The organism is Acerihabitans sp. TG2 (genome assembly GCF_035013185.1).
GTDB lineage: Bacteria > Pseudomonadota > Gammaproteobacteria > Enterobacterales > Enterobacteriaceae > Acerihabitans.
Genome location: NZ_JAYGJO010000003.1, coordinates 262,497 through 279,563 on the forward strand (window position 1 = coordinate 262,497; position 17,067 = coordinate 279,563).

A 17,067-nucleotide genomic window follows, 5' to 3' on the forward strand; every position below is an offset into this window, starting at 1 on the left:
ATCATCTGAACTGAACTGAACGAATTGAAGGGAAAATTCCAATGGCAGCTAAAGACGTAAAATTTGGTAACGAAGCTCGCATTAAAATGCTTCGCGGCGTAAATGTCCTGGCCGATGCGGTTAAAGTTACCCTGGGCCCTAAAGGTCGTAACGTAATTTTAGATAAATCATTCGGCGCACCGGTCATTACCAAAGACGGCGTTTCCGTCGCACGTGAAATCGAACTGGAAGACAAGTTCGAAAACATGGGCGCGCAGATGCTTAAAGAAGTGGCTTCTAAAGCCAATGACGCTGCGGGCGACGGTACCACTACCGCCACCGTTATCGCTCAATCCATCGTCAACGAAGGCCTAAAGGCCGTTGCCGCTGGCATGAACCCGATGGATTTGAAACGCGGTATCGACAAAGCAATCATTGCTGCAGTTGAAGAGCTTAAGACCTTGTCCCAGCCTTGCTCCGACTCGAAAGCCATTGCTCAGGTAGGCACCATCTCCGCCAACTCCGACGAAACCGTGGGTAAACTCATCGCTGAGGCCATGGGCAAAGTGGGTAAAGAAGGCGTCATCACCGTTGAAGAAGGCACTGGCCTGATCGACGAGCTTGATGTGGTTGAAGGTATGCAGTTTGACCGTGGTTACCTTTCCCCTTATTTCATCAACAAACCGGAAACCGGCACGATTGAACTCGAAAGCCCGTTTATCCTGTTGGCTGATAAAAAAATCTCCAATATCCGCGAAATGTTGCCGATCCTGGAAGCCGTTGCCAAAGCAAGCAAACCGCTGCTGATCATCGCTGAAGATGTTGAAGGCGAAGCACTGGCTACCCTGGTGGTTAACACCATGCGTGGTATCGTTAAAGTTGCGGCCGTGAAAGCGCCTGGTTTCGGCGACCGTCGTAAAGCCATGCTGCAGGATATCGCAGTACTGACCGCTGCTACCGTGATTTCTGAAGAAATCGGTCTGGAGCTGGAAAAAGCGACCCTGGAAGATATGGGTCAGGCTAAACGTGTGGTCATCACTAAAGATACCACCACCATCATCGACGGTGTCGGCGATAAAGTTGTTATCGAAGGCCGCGTAGCCCAGATTAATCAACAGCGTGCTGATGCAACCTCCGATTACGATCGTGAAAAGCTGCAGGAACGTGTTGCTAAATTGGCCGGCGGTGTTGCAGTGATTAAAGTTGGCGCTGCGACCGAAGTTGAAATGAAAGAGAAAAAAGCCCGCGTGGAAGATGCTCTGCATGCTACCCGTGCGGCCGTTGAAGAAGGCGTGGTTGCCGGCGGCGGCGTGGCGCTGATTCGTGTAGCGAACAGCATCACCGAACTGCGTGGCGATAACGAAGATCAAAACGTCGGTATCAAGATTGCCCGTCGTGCCATGGAAGCACCTTTGCGTCAGATCGTGGCCAATGCCGGTGAAGAACCTTCTGTTATTGCCAATAAAGTGAAATCTGGCAACGGTAACATGGGTTATAACGCGGCAACGGAAGAATACGGCGATATGATCGATATGGGTATCCTGGATCCGACCAAGGTAACCCGTTCTGCGCTGCAGTATGCGGCTTCTATCGCCAGCTTGATGATCACGACCGAATGTATGATCACTGATCTGCCGCGTGAAGACAAAGCCGACATGGGTGGCGCCGGTGGCGGTATGGGCGGTATGGGTGGCATGGGCGGCATGATGTAATGCCCCTTTTGCGCCAATAGCGTATCTAAAGCCCTCGTTATTTGACGGGGGCTTTTGTTTTTTTGGCGAAAAATTATTAACCGCTCCGTTTTTAAGGTATAAACAGGTAGCAATAGGGCGAGGTAGACCGCGCGTGTTTTTTCGCTGTCGGTTGCCCAAGGGGAGCTCGGTGCACAGCAAAACTTTTGCCGGACATATCATCATTCGAGGAAAAAGATGCGAAACAAATTTCTGTTCTGTCTTTGTGCAGGCACTTTGTTGTTAGCGGGATGCAGCACGACTAATGCATTAACCGCCGGTGGTCAATCGGTTAAATTTACCGATAGCCAGCCAGGTAAAGAATGTCATGCGGTAGGCACGGTGGTCGGTACGCAAAGCAACTGGTTGTCGGGGCAAGGCGGGGAGGGCAGCTCCATGCGTGGTGCGGCCAACGATCTGCGCAACAAAGCGGCCGCCATGGGTGGCAACGTGATATACAATGCCTCCAGCCCGATGTCGGTCAAAGAGACCTATTTAGCCAGCTTTGTCCCCCTTGACAGTAAAATTCAAGGACAGGTGTTTAAATGCCCGTAGAGCCTGATTCTGCCCTAGGTCATATGTAGTCGATCGCCAGCCGCAGGTCGGTGGCTGATGCTGGCTTACTGAGTGACTCGGTTAAACCAGCATCGCCGACACACCTGCGGCGTGAACGATGGCGGGTCGATTACTGGATGAGTCATCCGCTACTGCTGACGTAAACCCAAATCCAGCAGGGTCTTGCTGCGCTCCCCGCCGATTTCGCGCGCCAGTCGAGGCACCAAGTACCCAGAAACCTTGAGTAATAGCTGCCCCATGATGGCTCGAGCCTGGTCATCACCGACATAATAATGTGCTGCGCCCTGTACTTTGTCTAAAACATGAAGGTAATAGGGCAGAATGCCGATGGAAAACAGCGTTTCGCTCAGTTCGGCAAGCGTATCGGCGTTATCATTGATGCCGCGAAGCAGCACGCTTTGATTGAGTAACGTCACTTGGGCCAGTCGCAGTTGTGTCATACTCTCCTGTAGCGGTAGGTCAATTTCGTTGGCATGGTTGATATGCGTTACCATAACCACCTGCAGCCGGCTGCTGGCCAGCCGCTGGCACAGTGTCGGTGTGATGCGCGCGGGTATGACTACCGGCAAACGGGTGTGGATGCGCAGCGTTTTGAGATGCGGGATATGCTCCAAATCGCTGATTAACTCGTCCAGTTCATGGTCTTTGGCCATGAGGGGATCGCCGCCGGAAAAAATTATTTCGTTCAGTTCCGGATGTTGGCGGATATACTCCAAGGCTATGGACCAGTTGGCTCTCGTCCCCTGGTTGTCATGATAGGGGAAATGTCGGCGAAAGCAGTAGCGGCAGTTCACTGCACAGGCCCCTTTAACCAGCAGCAGGGCGCGATTATGGTATTTATGCAGTAGGCCTGGTACGACGCTGTGTTGCTCCTCTAGCGGATCGGTGCTAAAGCCCGGCGCTTGCTGGAACTCTTCGCGTTGGGTGATGACTTGCCTTAGCAAGGGGTCGGCTGGGTTGCCTATTTCCATTCGCGCCACGAACGCTTTTGGCACGCGTAAAGGAAAAAGACGACGGGCCGTAGCGCCGGCCAGCAGGTCTGGGTGTTCGCTGAGCTGTAAATGCTGCAGGAGTTCGACGGGATCGGTAATCACATCGGCAAGTTGACGCAACCATTCTTCTCTAGCCGGGGTATTTCGGGTTACAATATCTGCCATTTTTTTGGCTTATTTACCAAGTTTATATTAAGAGGACCACCATGGCGTCTTATAGTACCAATGAATTTCGTTCTGGTCTCAAAATCATGCAGGACGGCGAGCCGTGCGCGATCATTGATAATGAATTCGTAAAACCGGGCAAAGGCCAGGCGTTCAATCGCGTCAGGATCCGCAAACTGATTTCCGGTAAAGTGCTTGAAAAAACCTTTAAATCCGGTGACTCCGTTGAGGCGGCTGACGTCATAGACATAAACCTGACTTACCTGTACAACGACGGTGAGTTTTGGCATTTTATGAATAATGAAAACTTTGAGCAACTGGCTGCCGACGTTAAAGCGGTTGGCGAAAACGCTAAATGGCTGGTTGAACAGGCGGAATGTGTACTGACCTTATGGAACGGCCAACCGATCGCCGTGACGCCACCGAACTTTGTCGAGCTTGAGATCACGGATACCGATCCCGGCCTTAAAGGCGACACCGCGGGTACCGGCGGGAAACCCGCTACGCTGACCACTGGCGCAGTCGTTAAAGTTCCGCTGTTTGTGCAAATTGGCGAAGTCATCAAAGTGGATACCCGCTCTGGTGAGTATGTGTCGCGCATAAAATAATACTTTACCGGCGATCTCGCGTTGCGCGACGTTGCCGGTTTTCCCAGGGACTTCTCATGTTAAAACTGATGGTTATCGCGGTATTAATGATGACAACGCTTAGCGGCTGTAATACTGCTCGTGGTTTTGGTGAGGATATCCAGCATCTGGGCGGCGCAATCAGTCGCGGCGTAAGTAAATGACATTATCGACGCGCAATACAACGGCGTAGTGTCAGTCCTTGATGTTGCCAACCAAGGGCAGTAAAAGCACATAAATATGTGCTTGGGGTATTTTTTTGAGGTAATGCGCTAAATATAAACTATGCTTTATAGGTCATGTTCTCCTATAAAAGGAAAAGTTTATGTTTAAAAAGATTATTATCGCCCTTTTTTCCGTACTGGTATTATCGTCACTTACCGCGTGTAATACCACGCATGGTGCAGGCGAGGATATTTCCGCTGGTGGCCAGGCTATACAGCACGCCGCACAATAACTGTCACTTTTGCATGTGGTCCGCCCGGGCCGGGTTTACGACTGATTTACCCAAATCAACTGCTCAACTGGAAAACCCAGGTCCGCGGCGCGTTGCACCAGTTGAGCACGCGTTGTTTCGGGTAGGGTCTTGGTGCGGGCCAGTATCCAAAGATAATCGCGGTCAGGTCCGGCCACCAGGGCGTAGCCATAGTCCGGGTCCAACGCAATTACATGATAACCACCATAAAAAGGTCCAAAAAACGAGACTTTAAGCGAGCCTTCATTGGGTGATGCCAAAAAGTAGGCCTTGCCTTGACTCTGCTGCCAGCGTTGTTTGGCCGGCGAGAAGCCCCGGTTAATAACGGTGATCCCACCATCGTCCCGCGGGCTATAGTTCGCCGTGACGTGATCCAGCCCGCGTTCAAAACGGTGATCCAATCTGGCGATCTCATACCAGGTGCCGAGATAGCGGTTTACCTCAAAATGATCCACCGGTTTGACGCCGGAGGGCGGACTGACGCTACAAGAAAGTGATAATAACGACGATATTATCAGTACGGTGGTTCTCCCTATGTGCATAATAACTCCTAATAGATCCTCAATATATCCCAGTGTAGTCGTAAATTGCCTACGGTGAACGCCATAGTGTGGTGATAATGCGGTGATAGTGTGGTGATAGTGTGGTGAACAAGTGCGGTAAAATGCCAGTCAATCAGCACTGGTTTCCTCATTAACCGAACGGGCGCATCATTCACTCATCAACAAGGTTTGTTTGCCAGAAAAGATACAGGTAGACTTCACCCCCAGTTTAACGGGAGAAAATATTATGAGCGAAATCGCAAGTTGGTTACCAAGCGCCCCCATCGCCAATCTGTTAAAAAGAGCCGCGGTAATCACACAAATTAGGCGATTTTTTAGCGATCGTGGGTTATTGGAAGTGGAAACGCCGGCCATGAGTCAGGCAACGGTCACTGACATCCACTTGTTTCCTTTTCAGACGCATTTCATCGGCCCCGGCGCGGCACAGGGATTGTCACTGTACCTGATGACCAGCCCAGAATACCATATGAAGCGGTTATTGGCGGCCGGCAGCGGGCCCATTTTTCAAATAGGGCGCAGTTTTCGCAATGAAGAGTCTGGCCGACATCATAATCCCGAGTTTACCATGCTGGAATGGTACCGGCCGCATTACGATATGTATCGCCTGATGAATGAAGTGGATGATTTTCTTCAACAAATTCTGGATTGTGGCAGTGCTGAAACCGTCTCCTACCAGCAGGTGTTTATCCGTCATATCGGGATCGACCCGCTGTCCGCCGATAAAGCGCAGCTTTGTGACGCGGCGGTCAAGCTTAACCTAGGTGACATCGCCAACAGCATGGATGACCGGGATACCCTGTTACAACTGCTGTTTGCTATGGGTGTGGAACCGAATATTGGCCGGGATAAACCCACCTTTGTTTATCATTTTCCCGCAACTCAGGCCGCGTTGGCTGAAATCAGCACCGAAGATCACCGGGTAGCGGATCGCTTTGAAGCGTATTTCAAGGGCATCGAGTTGGCCAATGGTTTTCGTGAGTTAAGTGATGCCACCGAACAGCGCCAGCGCTTTAATCAGGATAATCGCAAGCGGGCTACGTTAAACTTGCCACAACAGCCTATCGATGAAAATCTGCTCTCGGCGCTGGAACATGGCATTCCGGCATGTTCAGGCGTGGCTCTGGGGGTGGACCGCCTGGTGATGTTGGCATTAAAGGCCGACAGCCTGGCGGAGGTTATCGCTTTCCCCGTTGATCGCGCTTAAACCTGCGGGGGTGTTGCCGGGGTTTCGCGCTTGGCCGTGGTCATGCGTACCTGAAACGGTGGGTAGGGCATTTCCAGTCCATGCGCGCGGTAGCCTTCCAGAATTAATTGGTTAACCTGATGGCGCAATGGCATGCGATGGCCCATTTCCGCCGCATGCACCCGCAGATCAAACAGCATGATGCCTTGTTGTAAATCTACCAGGTAGGCCTCGGGGGGAGGATTATCCAGTACCAGCGGGCAGTGTAGCGCCGCTTGCAGTAGGATGTAGGTCACCTCTTCACTATTGGCGTCGGCAGGTGCCGGGATGGTCAGCACAATGCGGGTCACTGAATCCGACAGTGACCAGTTGACGAATTGCTCGGTGATAAAGGCTTTATTCGGCATGATGATTTCCCGATGATCCCAATCGGTAATCGTGGTAGCCCGCGTATTAATACGGGTGATATTGCCGGAGTGCTCGCGGATAGTCACGCTGTCGCCGATACGAATCGGCTTTTCAAACAAGATGATCAGGCCAGAAATAAAATTGGCAAAGATCTCCTGCAAACCGATCCCTAACCCGACGCCCAGAGCTGCCACCAGCCACTGTAATTTTGCCCATTCGACACCGATCCATGAAAAGCCAATCAGGCCGCCAATCAGCATCAGTACATATTTGGTGATGGTGGTGATGGCGTAACCGGTACCGGGGGTTAAATCCAAATGTTGCAGCAGCGCCAGTTCGAGTAACGCTGGCAGATTACGCACCAGTTGGGTGGTAATAATCAGCGCCATCACTGCGATCAACACCGAGGCGAGAGAGATGGTGTGAATACCCGCCACCCCCTTAACCGTCGAACTGACATCCCATAGCTGGATGTTTTCGAGAAAACCGAATGCCGAATGGATCTCCGACCAGAGTAAAATCACTGAAATAAAAGCAACGAGCGTCAAAAGTGAACGCACCAGTCGTAGGGATTGAGCGCTGATCACATCCAAATCGACGATGGGCTCATCCACTTCGGCGGCGGCGTCGTTTACCTGGGAGAGTGATAACTCATCTTCATTGCGTGCCCGCTGGGCAAGCATCTCCGCCCGTCGCTGTTTGGCTCGGTCAAAGGCAATGCGCCGTCGCTGGATAAACATCCAACGACGGATGATATGGTAAATGACCAGCAGGAAAAACCAAATGGCCACTGAGGTTTCCAGACGGGCCAGCAGAGCCTGTGCCGTGGTCAAATGACCCAGGCAGGCGGCCAAGGCTGCCACCAGCGGCGCGCAAAACAGCAGATTCCACAGTGTACGGTTAAAAACATTATCCCCGGAACCGCTTTTATCCAGGTACAGCGGAATGCCGGCCCGTTTTAGATTGTTGGTCACCAGGCTTAAGGCCGCGCACAGCAAGACAAAACACACCCGGCCCAAGGTGCCGGAAAATTCACGGTCATTCAGGTTGTCAAAAGTGATAAGCGCCATGATCAACGGGACGATGAGCCAGGTGGACAGGGTATAATAACGCATGGCACGCGCCACACGACGTATCGGCCAACCAAGATGGACGACAAACAGCCCACAAGGGTGGGCAAAGTGGGCGCTCACCATCACCAGCCATAGCACCGGAACAGTGGCGATAACCCCGTCGCCGATGGCTACCGCCACCGGATATGGCCAGGCGTTCTGTAGGCCATATCCTAGCGCCGCCCATAGCACCGGCAGGGGCAGTGCCACCACGATTGACCAGAAAACGGTGCGCAGGGTCAGGAAAAAATGATCCTGGGTGACTTTGCCAACCTTACTGGCGGAACGGTCAAGAAATGCGTGGTAATGACGGCGCGAACTGATACTGAACCCTACCAGCAGCAAGGCGCCAAACAGTGGTAGCAGGGTTTCCTGACTGGTCACCATCATGATCAGGGCACTACCAAGCTGGGTGAAGGTATCCAGGGAAATTAAGCGGCGCAGGTCCTGCACCAGATGCAGTGGAAAAGCCAAGGTAACCGGGCTGACATCGGCCACCCAGAACAAGTAGCGGTGGGCTGCTTCCTGGATTTCCGTCATCGCCTCTACCAATTGGCTGTTGGCGACCTTGAGTTTGGTCAGTTCCAATATCTGGGTATCGTAGCCGGACAACAGCGAATTCAGTAAATCGCGTTGGGTCCGCAACTGCGCATCCATGATCTTGCTTTGCTGCGCTGTCAGCGGGGAGCCGTCGTCCTGTTTGCTTTGCGTCAACTGCGGCAGCGTGTTCATCAGTGCTTCATAATGCAGGCGTTTGACCCGCACCTGCGCCATGTCACTGTCCAACTGCTGGGGTTTAGGCAAGTCCGGCAGGCGTGAAACCTGGGCACGTAGGGTCTCACCCAGTGCGGGGGAATCACCTAACCATTGAGCCTGTTCACGCAGGGTATTGAGCGCTTGTCTGACCAACAGCGTCTGCGAGGCCGCCTGGCGCTGCTGTGAGGCGATCAGGTCCATTCGCTGTGCCTGCTCATTCAATGCCGCCGACAGCTCGCGATTGAGCTGCAATTGATGTGCGATGGCGCTTGGCAGTTCGCCGCTTTGTTCCGCCAACTGTTCAGTGCGTTCCAACACCCGTTCCGCCTCTTGCTGACGTAGCAAGTTCAGTCGGTTACGCAAGCTTTGCAGCTCCGTGTCGATGCGATCATGGCGTTTTTTTAGCAGGTCCATGCGCAGGCGTGCGAGTTCTTGGCGATTGTTGGCGCTGAGTTGCGCCAGTTCCAGCTCGTTAACCCCGGTGCGTCGGGCGGCGTATTCCGCCTGCAACAGGGTGTTTTTGGCCCGGGACAACGGCGAGGTGTCGGCACTGTTTTGCGATTGCAAACGTTGTTCGACATCACTTAAGGCTCTACGCGCCTCGGCCTGCTGCTGAGGCAACACGGACAGGGAATCACTGACTTCCCGTGACATCTCTTGTTCTTGCTGCATTTGCCGAGCCAGCTCAAGCAGTTGGCCGCTGGTTTGCAACACCATTTGCTCCAGTTCGCTGATGGAGAGTTTGGGATTAACGTCGCTGTTTTTTGTCCGCTCCTCGGCCTGCTGATCGCGCAGTTCCTGGGTGAGTTTTGAAAAATTATCGATGGTGTTGCGATACTGGCTGGCACGTTCGGCAGAGGCCTTGCCTTCAGTGATAAAATTCAGCGCAGCCTGCAGGGTTTCTGTAATGGGTACCTGATTTTCCGTATCTTTATTGGCCTCGACAAGCTGCAAATCCTTTTTGACCTGGGATTCATCGGGGAAAGTCACGGCAAAACACGGGGCGGCAAGCCACCACCCCAGCATGATAATAATGATCAGGCGCAATCGGATTCTCTCTGGTTAAACTGCGTTAATTCACGGCTGTGGGCCATCGGCCAGGTGTTCGCCCACCCGGGTCACTCTGCCGCTGTGCAGGTGATCGCCCAGTAATACACCACCGGGGGCAAAAAGATTCACCACTGTAGAACCGAGCTTAAATCGGCCCATTTCCTGGCCTTTTAACAGCACGACGGCGCCGTCTTCTTCCGCCTGCGGATAGTGCCAGCGTTTGATAATGCCTTCACGGGGCGGGGTCACCACACCGGACCAGACGGTTTCGATGCTGCCCACAATGGTCGCACCCACTAGAATCTGCGCCATTGGGCCGAAATCGGTGCTAAACAGGCAGATAATCCGTTCGTTGCGGGCAAATAAATTAGGGATATTAGCCGCAGTAAGCGGATTAACCGAGAACAGATCCCCTGGCACGTAGATCATCTCGCGCAAAATGCCGTTACAGGGCATATGCACTCGGTGATAGTCCCGGGGGGCCAGATAGGTGGTCACAAACGCACCGTCACGAAAATCGCCCGCCAGTTGCTCGTTACCGGCCAGCAGGGCTTCCAGACTGTACTCATGGCCTTTAGCCTGGAAAATCTGTTCACCTTTTATGGGACCGGATTGCGAAATAATGCCATCCGCCGGCATCACCAGCACGTTGGGATCGCTATTGATCGGGCGAGCCTCATCGCGCAGCGGGCGGACAAAAAAGTCATTAAAGGTCCGGTAGTCCGCCACGTCTGATTGCTGCGCTTCTTGCATATCTACGCGATAGACCCGCACGAACACACTAATAACCAGACGGGTAAGCCAGCCGCCCTGCCGCTCGGCGCCCCAGCCGGCAAGTTGGGTTAGCCAAAGCTTGGGCAATAAATGTTGCAATGCTATTTTGATGCGATCGAGCACAGAAACCTCGTATATGTATGGAAAATAAAAACCCGAGAAATTGTAGCGACGGTCAGGATAAATGTCAGTGATCCGTTGCGGAAAATGATTTACGTGTTTTTACCTGCGACATGCTATCGAGAATCTGGTGATAGTTCTCAAAACGGACTTCGGCAATCTCTCCGCGTTCAACGGCGGCGCGAATGGCGCAACCGGGATCGGTATCGTGCCGGCAGTCGCGGAATTTACAGTTGCCAAGGTAGTCCCGAAACTCAATAAACCCTTGGGTGACCTGTTCTGGTTCCAGATGCCAGAGCCCGAATTCACGTACGCCGGGAGAGTCGATAACCTGGCCGCCGGTTTTAAAGTGGTACATGCGTGCGGCAGTGGTGGTGTGTTGGCCGAGTCCGGAGTTATCCGAGACGGTATTGACCACAATTTTCGCCAGTTCCGGCGGTAACAGAGCATTGAGTAAACTGGACTTGCCGACCCCGGATTGGCCGGCGAAGATGCTGATGCGGTCGGTCAGTGCCGCTTCGAGGACATCCATGCCTTCGCGCGTTTGGCTCGATACCATGATCACCCGGTAGCCGATGTGGCTGTAGACTTCCATGGTTTTGTCCACCCAGGCGCGCGCTGTTGCATCCAGCAGGTCGATTTTATTCAGTACGATCAAGGGTTCCACTTCCACCGTTTCGCAGGCCACCAGATAGCGGTCGATGATATTTACCGACAGCTCCGGTAAAATCGCCGAAACAATGACAATCTGATTCATGTTGGCGGCGATAGGTTTTACACCGTCATAAAAATCCGGCCGGTTCAGTACCGACGTGCGCGGATGGATCGCCTCGATGATACCCTTGATACCCGAGGCCGCTTCACTGCCGGGACGCCAGACCACCCGATCGCCGGTGACGGCCGAGGCCAAGGTACGGCGCAAGTTGCAGCGATGAATAACCCCGTCCGCTGCTTCCACGTCGGCGTGCATGCCAAAACGGCTGATAACCGTCCCATCCTGGGCTTGTCCCAGCAGGGTGTCATCCCAATCGACGCCGCGATCGGTTCGTAGGCGACGTTGGTGATTCGCCTTGACGCGACGTTGCTGGCCTATGGACAGTTTATTTTTACTCACCGTGCCTCACTTGTTGCTCATGAATCGCCCGCGGCGATGAAAACGTCTATGATACACAGTATTCTAACAGAAACGCCGTAAAACCCTTTGCAACGAGAAAATCATGCCGGTAAATGAGAACAACCTGATTTGGATCGATCTTGAAATGACTGGGCTGGATCCTGAACGTGATCGCATTATTGAAATTGCCTCCTTGGTCACAGACGCCAATCTTGTCATCCTGGCTGAAGGCCCGGTATTGGCTATTCATCAATCCCAGGCCCAGATGGACCTGATGGATGATTGGAATGTACGCACGCATACTGGCAGTGGCCTGGTGGAACGGGTCAAGGCCAGTACGCTGACCGAGGACGACGCGGTGGATCACACCCTGGCGTTTTTACAGCAGTGGGTGCCCGCCGGGAAATCGCCCATATGCGGCAACAGCATTGGCCAGGATCGTCGTTTCCTGTTCCGTTATATGCCACGCCTGGAAGCCTACTTCCACTACCGCTACCTTGATGTCAGTACTCTCAAGGAGTTGGCCCGGCGCTGGAAGCCGGAGATCCTGGTAGGTTTAACCAAAAAAGGGTCCCACCAGGCGCTTGACGATATCCGCGAGTCGGTGGCTGAACTGGCATACTATCGGGAACATTTTATTCGTCTTTAAGTTATTCCAGTGTAACCGCCGCTCGGAAATCCATCATTTTGCTGGTTTTATCGACACTTGAGCAAAAAGAACAGATTTTTCCGTCCGGGGGCTTGCAGCGAAAACCAATTCTCGTATAATGCGCTCCCCGTACCGGTGCAAAAATGTATTGCCGTAATAAGTACAAACGATAAGTACGGAATAAAAAAAAGCGGGAATAGCTCAGTGGTAGAGCACAACCTTGCCAAGGTTGGGGTCGCGAGTTCGAGCCTCGTTTCCCGCTCCAAACGTTACCCTCAGGGGGACGTGTCAGTAACGGTACGGTCGATAAAAAAGCGGGAATAGCTCAGTGGTAGAGCACAACCTTGCCAAGGTTGGGGTCGCGAGTTCGAGCCTCGTTTCCCGCTCCAGTTTATGATCTACAGACAGGCACTACGTCTGTAACTCTTTAAAAAAGGACCTTAGGGTCCTTTTTTTGTGGTTCCACTGAGTTGACCTCATTCCTGAGTGGGCTTGCGAAGCGGTATCAGCGAGCGCGAGATCGGTAAAAAGGGGGGGGGCGTGGGTGATCCTAGTCCGTTGGCGCAGGTCATCATCTGGTCAAGCAAAGCGGTTCACAAAATCCAGCAGCAGGCGCCTGGCCCAGATCGGTTTTTCCCCCAGTTGCCGCATCTCGTCCACATCCCGACCCAGTCGTTTTAACGCGGTCTCATTGCGACTTATACATGCCAGCATGGTATCCGCCGTAAATTCCGGATGAAACTGCGAAGAAAGCACGCGATCGCTATAACGAATGATCTGGCAGTGGTCCATGTCTGATGTCGCCAGTACCTGCGCCCCCACTGGCGGGACCAACACCGACTGTTTGTGTGTCAGGTAAGCGGTAAAGTGTGAAGGGAACGATCCCAATAATGCGTCGTCTTGCGCTTGTGCGGTTAATGTCACCGGCAGAAGCCCCATTTCCAAGCCGTTCGGATTATCACCCACCGTACCGCCCAGCGCATGCGCCAATAACTGATGCCCGTAACAAATCCCCAGCATAGGCATGCCGGCGTGAAAAGCGTCTCGTAGCCAGGCCCCGGTGCGCTCACTCCATGGTAGTCGATCGGTCACCATTGCCCAGGAGCCGGAGATCATCACCGCCGACACTTCGGCATAAGCGGGAAGCGCGAGTCCAAGATCGGGGCGTACAAGATGAATAGGGTATCCAAGCTCCGCCAGCGCGGCGTTAAACCAATCAGCTTGTTCGCCCACTTGTGCTGCTATTTCCTGCGGGGGTTCTCCCAGTTGAAGCAGTAATAATGGTTTCTTACGCATTTTACCTCTATCTGATCTGACTAATCGACAATAATAGCCTGACGTACCCGCGCGTTACCATTGACAGGCCATACCGGCAGGTTATTTGTTACCCGGCTAGCAAGCGTCCTTGAATCAGCTTTTCTTATCACCACCAAACGACCTAGGCCACATCTGGCTGTTACCGCGTCGATTTAGCATTTTTGTATCAGTGCCTGCAATCGTTGGCCGTTTGTGTCAGCAGGTAAGATCATGGGTGATCGATTTTATTGGCTACTCCGTCCCGCCTCATTCTAATGACGTTAGTGATGCACAATCCGTTCCTGTGCACTATTTTGGCGCGAGCTATCATAAAACTCCCACATAAATATCCAGCTAATGATTTTTTTGGTATACATAATATACAAAAAAAGGCATCGATTTTGCATTACATGCCCGCGTATCTACATAATCCTCCTGGAGAAAAATTATAATGAGATTGAATGCATTTTTGGCAACCGTGTTACTCATAATAAGTACCTGCGCGTTAAGCGCTACCAAAATTCCTCATATAGTGATACTGGCAACGGGCGGAACCATTGCCGGTTCGGCCGCCAGTAATACCCAAACTACGGGTTATAAAGCTGGCGCACTTGGTGTGGACACCCTGATTAACGCAGTGCCGGAAGTTAAGAAAATTGCCGATGTCACTGGGGAGCAAATTGCCAACATTGGCAGCGAAAACATGACCAGTGACGTCATTCTTAAACTGTCTAAGCGGGTAAACGAGCTTTTAGCGCGGGACGATGTCGATGGCGTGGTGATTACGCATGGTACCGATACGCTTGATGAAACCCCCTATTTTCTTAACCTAACGGTGAAAAGTAATAAGCCTGTAGTGTTTACCGCATCGATGCGTCCTGCTACTGCCATTAGTGCGGATGGCCCGATGAACCTGTTAGAAGCGGTTACTGTGGCCGCCGATCCTGATGCCAAAGGCCGTGGTGTCATGGTGGTGCTAAATGACCGAATCGGTGCTGCACGGTTTATGACCAAAACCAATGCCACAACGCTAGATACCTTTAAGGCACCGGAAGAGGGTTACCTCGGGGTCATTGTGGGGGGTAAACCACAATTTGAAACACGCGTAGATAAAATCCATACTCTGCGTTCTGTATTCGACGTGCGCAACGTTAAACAGCTACCACAAGTGGTAATCATCTATGGTTACCAGGACGATCCAGAATATGTTTATGATGCTGCCATTGCCCATCACGCGGATGGCATCGTGTATGCGGGTACCGGTGCGGGCTCTGTGTCTGTGCGCAGCGATGCCGGCATTAAAAAAGCGGAAAAAGCCGGCATTATCGTGGTGCGAGCATCGCGCACCGGCAGTGGTGTGGTCCCCCCTGATGCTGGACAGCCTGGTCTTGTCGCCGACTCTCTTAACCCGGCAAAAGCGCGTATTTTGCTGATGACTGCGCTAACCCAGACGCACAACCCCGAACTGATCCAGCAATTCTTCCATACTTACTAATATGCTTAGCCGCCTTATGTCATCAATAAGGCGGCAATTTTTTCAGTTCATGCCCCACGATCTGTCATGTAGCAATGCCAACAGCGTTTATTTTGTTATGCCGCTAAGGGACGGGATGGCGAAGCTATACCCGTCATGCTGTACCTTGCAGGTTCCTTGTGTCGCTTCTCGCTGACTAACCGTCAATAATCCTAAACACCCTGTTTGTGGTTAGTCATTAATGAGACGTGCATATTGCGCTGTTAATATTCCATTATACGTAACGTGGTTAGAAATTTATTTTGGAATTAATACGGTAAGATTTTGCTTAATTATGTCGGATTACGTTCCCATTAAAATAATCTGGATATGCCTATCGTACTTCAGTTTACAAAGGTGTTGGCCATATTTGGTGTTTCCCTAAAATAAAGTTATTTAAGACATAAACCAATAGAATAGTGTTTAATTATGTGGTAAGTGAGATATTGTTTTTTTAGTTTATGTTAATTTATCATTTTGATTATATTGATTTTATATTTTAATTTGGTGAGTTTGGTCAGTGGATAAGGCTTATTTTTTTTTGCTAGATATTGCGGCGGTGTTTAAACACCAGTCAAAAGGTTTTGTCATAATGTTGTCATTGAAATTACGTTATTTCCATTTATCGTAGATTGGGCGAGTGAACGGTGAAGTTCGCTGCTTATTGACCACGCTTCTTTAGGAGAATCCATGTTATGAATCGTTATCTACCTGCCGTTATTTCAATATGTTGGTGTTTATGCACACCGGCTATTGCGGCGATGGAAGCCCCTACGGGCATTTTTATCCTTATTGAACAACGTATGCAGTTAATGAAGGATGTGGCCGGTTATAAAGCGCAGCAACATTTGCCCATTGAGGATGAAAAACAGGAGGAAAAAGTGCTGGAGAACATCCGGCGACAATCCATAGTGCTGGGGTTGGACCCAACCGGCACCCGGCGTTTATACGTGGCGTTGATTAACGCCAGCAAGGCGATCCAATATCGCTATCGCGCCGAATGGCTGGCCACGCCGGAGACGGATTGGACGCCTCGTTCGTTAAATAATGAGGTGCGGCCAAGGTTGGTGACACTTGATGACGCGCTGTTGAAGGGAATAAAAAACTACCTGAGCCATGGCGGTACGCTGGCCACGCAGCAACAGCAGCGCGATGTGCTCCAGCACATCCAGGTGCGGTTTTTATCCGAAACCGACAAGTTACGTATTTACCAGGCATTGTCCGAGGTTCATCTGGCGGTAAATTCAGCCTCCCGCCATACCTAATAATCTAGCATGGGCAAAGGGGTGGGAGGCCCTTTGCCCATTGTCGACGGTGAGCGACTTGTGTGGGTGTTGATGGGTTCTTGGCTAACTTTTGGCTGTGGTGGTTTTATTCTGAGCGGCTTTTTTCGCCATATGATGGCCAACGGCGCATCCTGCGGCCATTCCCGCCAAGGTGTGTTTGACCGCATGGCCGGCCAGACCACCGACGATAGCACCTTTGATACAACCGGCCGCCTGGGCGATAGGGGCGCTACAGAGTGCCGTGAGCAATATCAGTAATGCAGTGCAGTGTTTCATCGTGTCTTCTCTATATTGATACTAATATTATGATCAGCCGCTCGCAGGCCGCCAACGGGACACTCAGCATAAAGCCTAGCCAAAAAATTTCAGTAAATTTATGTAACAATGTTACGGCCCAATCCGACCACTTATTACCCGTCATTTTCAAGCTAGTTGTTGTCTTTTTATGCCACCCGTCGTTGCTTTTACGGGTTTAGTGATACTGATCCCTCGGGGTTCCAGTTCCTTGTTTCCCGCGACCAGCGTGCCGGATTCTGTCTTCGGGCTTTTTCATACCGTGCTTTGCGCTGCGTCACGATCTCGACATCCCGTTGCTGATGCTTGTCATCCGGCGTCACTCGTCCCCCCCCGTCGTCCCAGAGGGCTGTCAATCCGCTTTTCGCATCCAGTGAATGCTGTTATCACCGGAGGACGGATCAAA

16 protein-coding genes and 2 tRNA genes are annotated in these 17,067 nt (G+C 51.9%); 11 read left to right on the forward strand and 7 right to left on the reverse strand.

Annotation, left to right across the window (positions count from 1 at the left end; translation table 11 throughout):
• Positions 1-41: 41 nt before the first annotated feature.
• Both groL and SJI19_RS04440 read left to right on the forward strand, forming a co-directional pair.
• A complete protein-coding gene (groL, locus tag SJI19_RS04435) occupies positions 42-1,691 on the forward strand; it encodes a chaperonin GroEL (RefSeq protein WP_323477052.1) in 1,650 nt (549 codons plus the stop codon).
• Positions 1,692-1,907: 216 nt separating this feature from the next.
• Complete coding sequence (locus SJI19_RS04440; RefSeq protein WP_323477053.1) at positions 1,908-2,264, forward strand: DUF4156 domain-containing protein; 357 nt, start codon at positions 1,908-1,910, stop codon at positions 2,262-2,264.
• A gap of 149 nt (positions 2,265-2,413) precedes the next feature.
• Here SJI19_RS04440 and epmB read toward each other — a convergent pair whose 3' ends face one another.
• A complete protein-coding gene (gene epmB, locus SJI19_RS04445) occupies positions 2,414-3,442 on the reverse strand; it encodes an EF-P beta-lysylation protein EpmB (protein WP_323477054.1) in 1,029 nt (342 codons plus the stop codon).
• Positions 3,443-3,483: 41 nt separating this feature from the next.
• Here epmB and efp point away from each other — a divergent pair, with 41 nt between their 5' ends.
• From efp to SJI19_RS04460, 3 genes are all read left to right on the forward strand, one after another.
• Positions 3,484-4,050, forward strand: a complete 567-nt coding sequence (efp, locus tag SJI19_RS04450) for an elongation factor P (RefSeq protein ID WP_323477055.1) — start codon at positions 3,484-3,486, stop codon at positions 4,048-4,050.
• Positions 4,051-4,106: 56 nt separating this feature from the next.
• The gene (locus SJI19_RS04455) at positions 4,107-4,232 is read left to right on the forward strand and encodes an entericidin A/B family lipoprotein (RefSeq protein WP_323477056.1); all 126 of its coding nucleotides are present in this window, start codon (positions 4,107-4,109) and stop codon (positions 4,230-4,232) included.
• A 161-nt stretch (positions 4,233-4,393) separates the two neighbouring features.
• Positions 4,394-4,525 (forward strand): entericidin A/B family lipoprotein, encoded by a 132-nt coding sequence (locus SJI19_RS04460; protein WP_323477057.1) that lies wholly within the window; start codon positions 4,394-4,396, stop codon positions 4,523-4,525.
• Between the two features lie 35 nt (positions 4,526-4,560).
• Here the strand turns inward: SJI19_RS04460 and blc are convergent, their stop codons facing one another.
• Complete coding sequence (gene blc, locus SJI19_RS04465) at positions 4,561-5,085, reverse strand: outer membrane lipoprotein Blc (RefSeq protein ID WP_323477058.1); 525 nt, start codon at positions 5,083-5,085, stop codon at positions 4,561-4,563.
• A 247-nt stretch (positions 5,086-5,332) separates the two neighbouring features.
• Here blc and epmA point away from each other — a divergent pair, with 247 nt between their 5' ends.
• Positions 5,333-6,310 (forward strand): elongation factor P--(R)-beta-lysine ligase, encoded by a 978-nt coding sequence (gene epmA, locus SJI19_RS04470; protein WP_323477059.1) that lies wholly within the window; start codon positions 5,333-5,335, stop codon positions 6,308-6,310.
• On the opposite strand, the gene mscM is transcribed toward epmA, so the two are convergent.
• The 3 genes from mscM to rsgA all read right to left on the reverse strand — a co-directional run bounded on the left by mscM (position 6,307) and on the right by rsgA (position 11,623).
• On the reverse strand, positions 6,307-9,612 hold the full coding sequence (gene mscM / locus SJI19_RS04475) for a miniconductance mechanosensitive channel MscM (protein ID WP_323477060.1): 3,306 nt from the start codon (positions 9,610-9,612) through the stop codon (positions 6,307-6,309). The two genes, epmA and mscM, sit on opposite strands and share 4 nt — an antisense overlap.
• Before the next feature lie 30 nt (positions 9,613-9,642).
• Positions 9,643-10,512: an archaetidylserine decarboxylase gene (asd, locus tag SJI19_RS04480; RefSeq protein WP_323477061.1), complete on the reverse strand. Its 870-nt coding sequence runs from the start codon at positions 10,510-10,512 to the stop codon at positions 9,643-9,645.
• 64 nt (positions 10,513-10,576) lie between these two features.
• A complete protein-coding gene (gene rsgA / locus SJI19_RS04485) occupies positions 10,577-11,623 on the reverse strand; it encodes a small ribosomal subunit biogenesis GTPase RsgA (protein WP_323477062.1) in 1,047 nt (348 codons plus the stop codon).
• A gap of 103 nt (positions 11,624-11,726) precedes the next feature.
• On the opposite strand from rsgA, the gene orn reads away from it, so the two are divergent.
• The 3 genes from orn to SJI19_RS04500 all read left to right on the forward strand — a co-directional run bounded on the left by orn (position 11,727) and on the right by SJI19_RS04500 (position 12,661).
• Positions 11,727-12,272: an oligoribonuclease gene (gene orn / locus SJI19_RS04490; RefSeq protein ID WP_323477063.1), complete on the forward strand. Its 546-nt coding sequence runs from the start codon at positions 11,727-11,729 to the stop codon at positions 12,270-12,272.
• Positions 12,273-12,462: 190 nt separating this feature from the next.
• Positions 12,463-12,537, forward strand: a tRNA-Gly gene (locus SJI19_RS04495).
• Positions 12,538-12,586: 49 nt separating this feature from the next.
• Positions 12,587-12,661: transfer RNA gene (locus SJI19_RS04500), tRNA-Gly, on the forward strand.
• 190 nt (positions 12,662-12,851) lie between these two features.
• Here the strand turns inward: SJI19_RS04500 and SJI19_RS04505 are convergent.
• The gene (locus tag SJI19_RS04505) at positions 12,852-13,568 is read right to left on the reverse strand and encodes a glutamine amidotransferase (protein WP_323477064.1); all 717 of its coding nucleotides are present in this window, start codon (positions 13,566-13,568) and stop codon (positions 12,852-12,854) included.
• A gap of 451 nt (positions 13,569-14,019) precedes the next feature.
• Here SJI19_RS04505 and fraE point away from each other — a divergent pair, with 451 nt between their 5' ends.
• Positions 14,020-15,063, forward strand: coding sequence for a fructose-asparagine asparaginase (gene fraE / locus SJI19_RS04510; protein WP_323477065.1), 1,044 nt, complete (start codon positions 14,020-14,022; stop codon positions 15,061-15,063).
• Positions 15,064-15,776: 713 nt separating this feature from the next.
• Positions 15,777-16,346: a chorismate mutase gene (locus SJI19_RS04515; RefSeq protein ID WP_323477066.1), complete on the forward strand. Its 570-nt coding sequence runs from the start codon at positions 15,777-15,779 to the stop codon at positions 16,344-16,346.
• 84 nt (positions 16,347-16,430) lie between these two features.
• Here SJI19_RS04515 and SJI19_RS04520 read toward each other — a convergent pair whose 3' ends face one another.
• Positions 16,431-16,643 (reverse strand): hypothetical protein, encoded by a 213-nt coding sequence (locus SJI19_RS04520; protein WP_323477067.1) that lies wholly within the window; start codon positions 16,641-16,643, stop codon positions 16,431-16,433.
• Between the last annotated feature and the right edge of the window lie 424 nt (positions 16,644-17,067).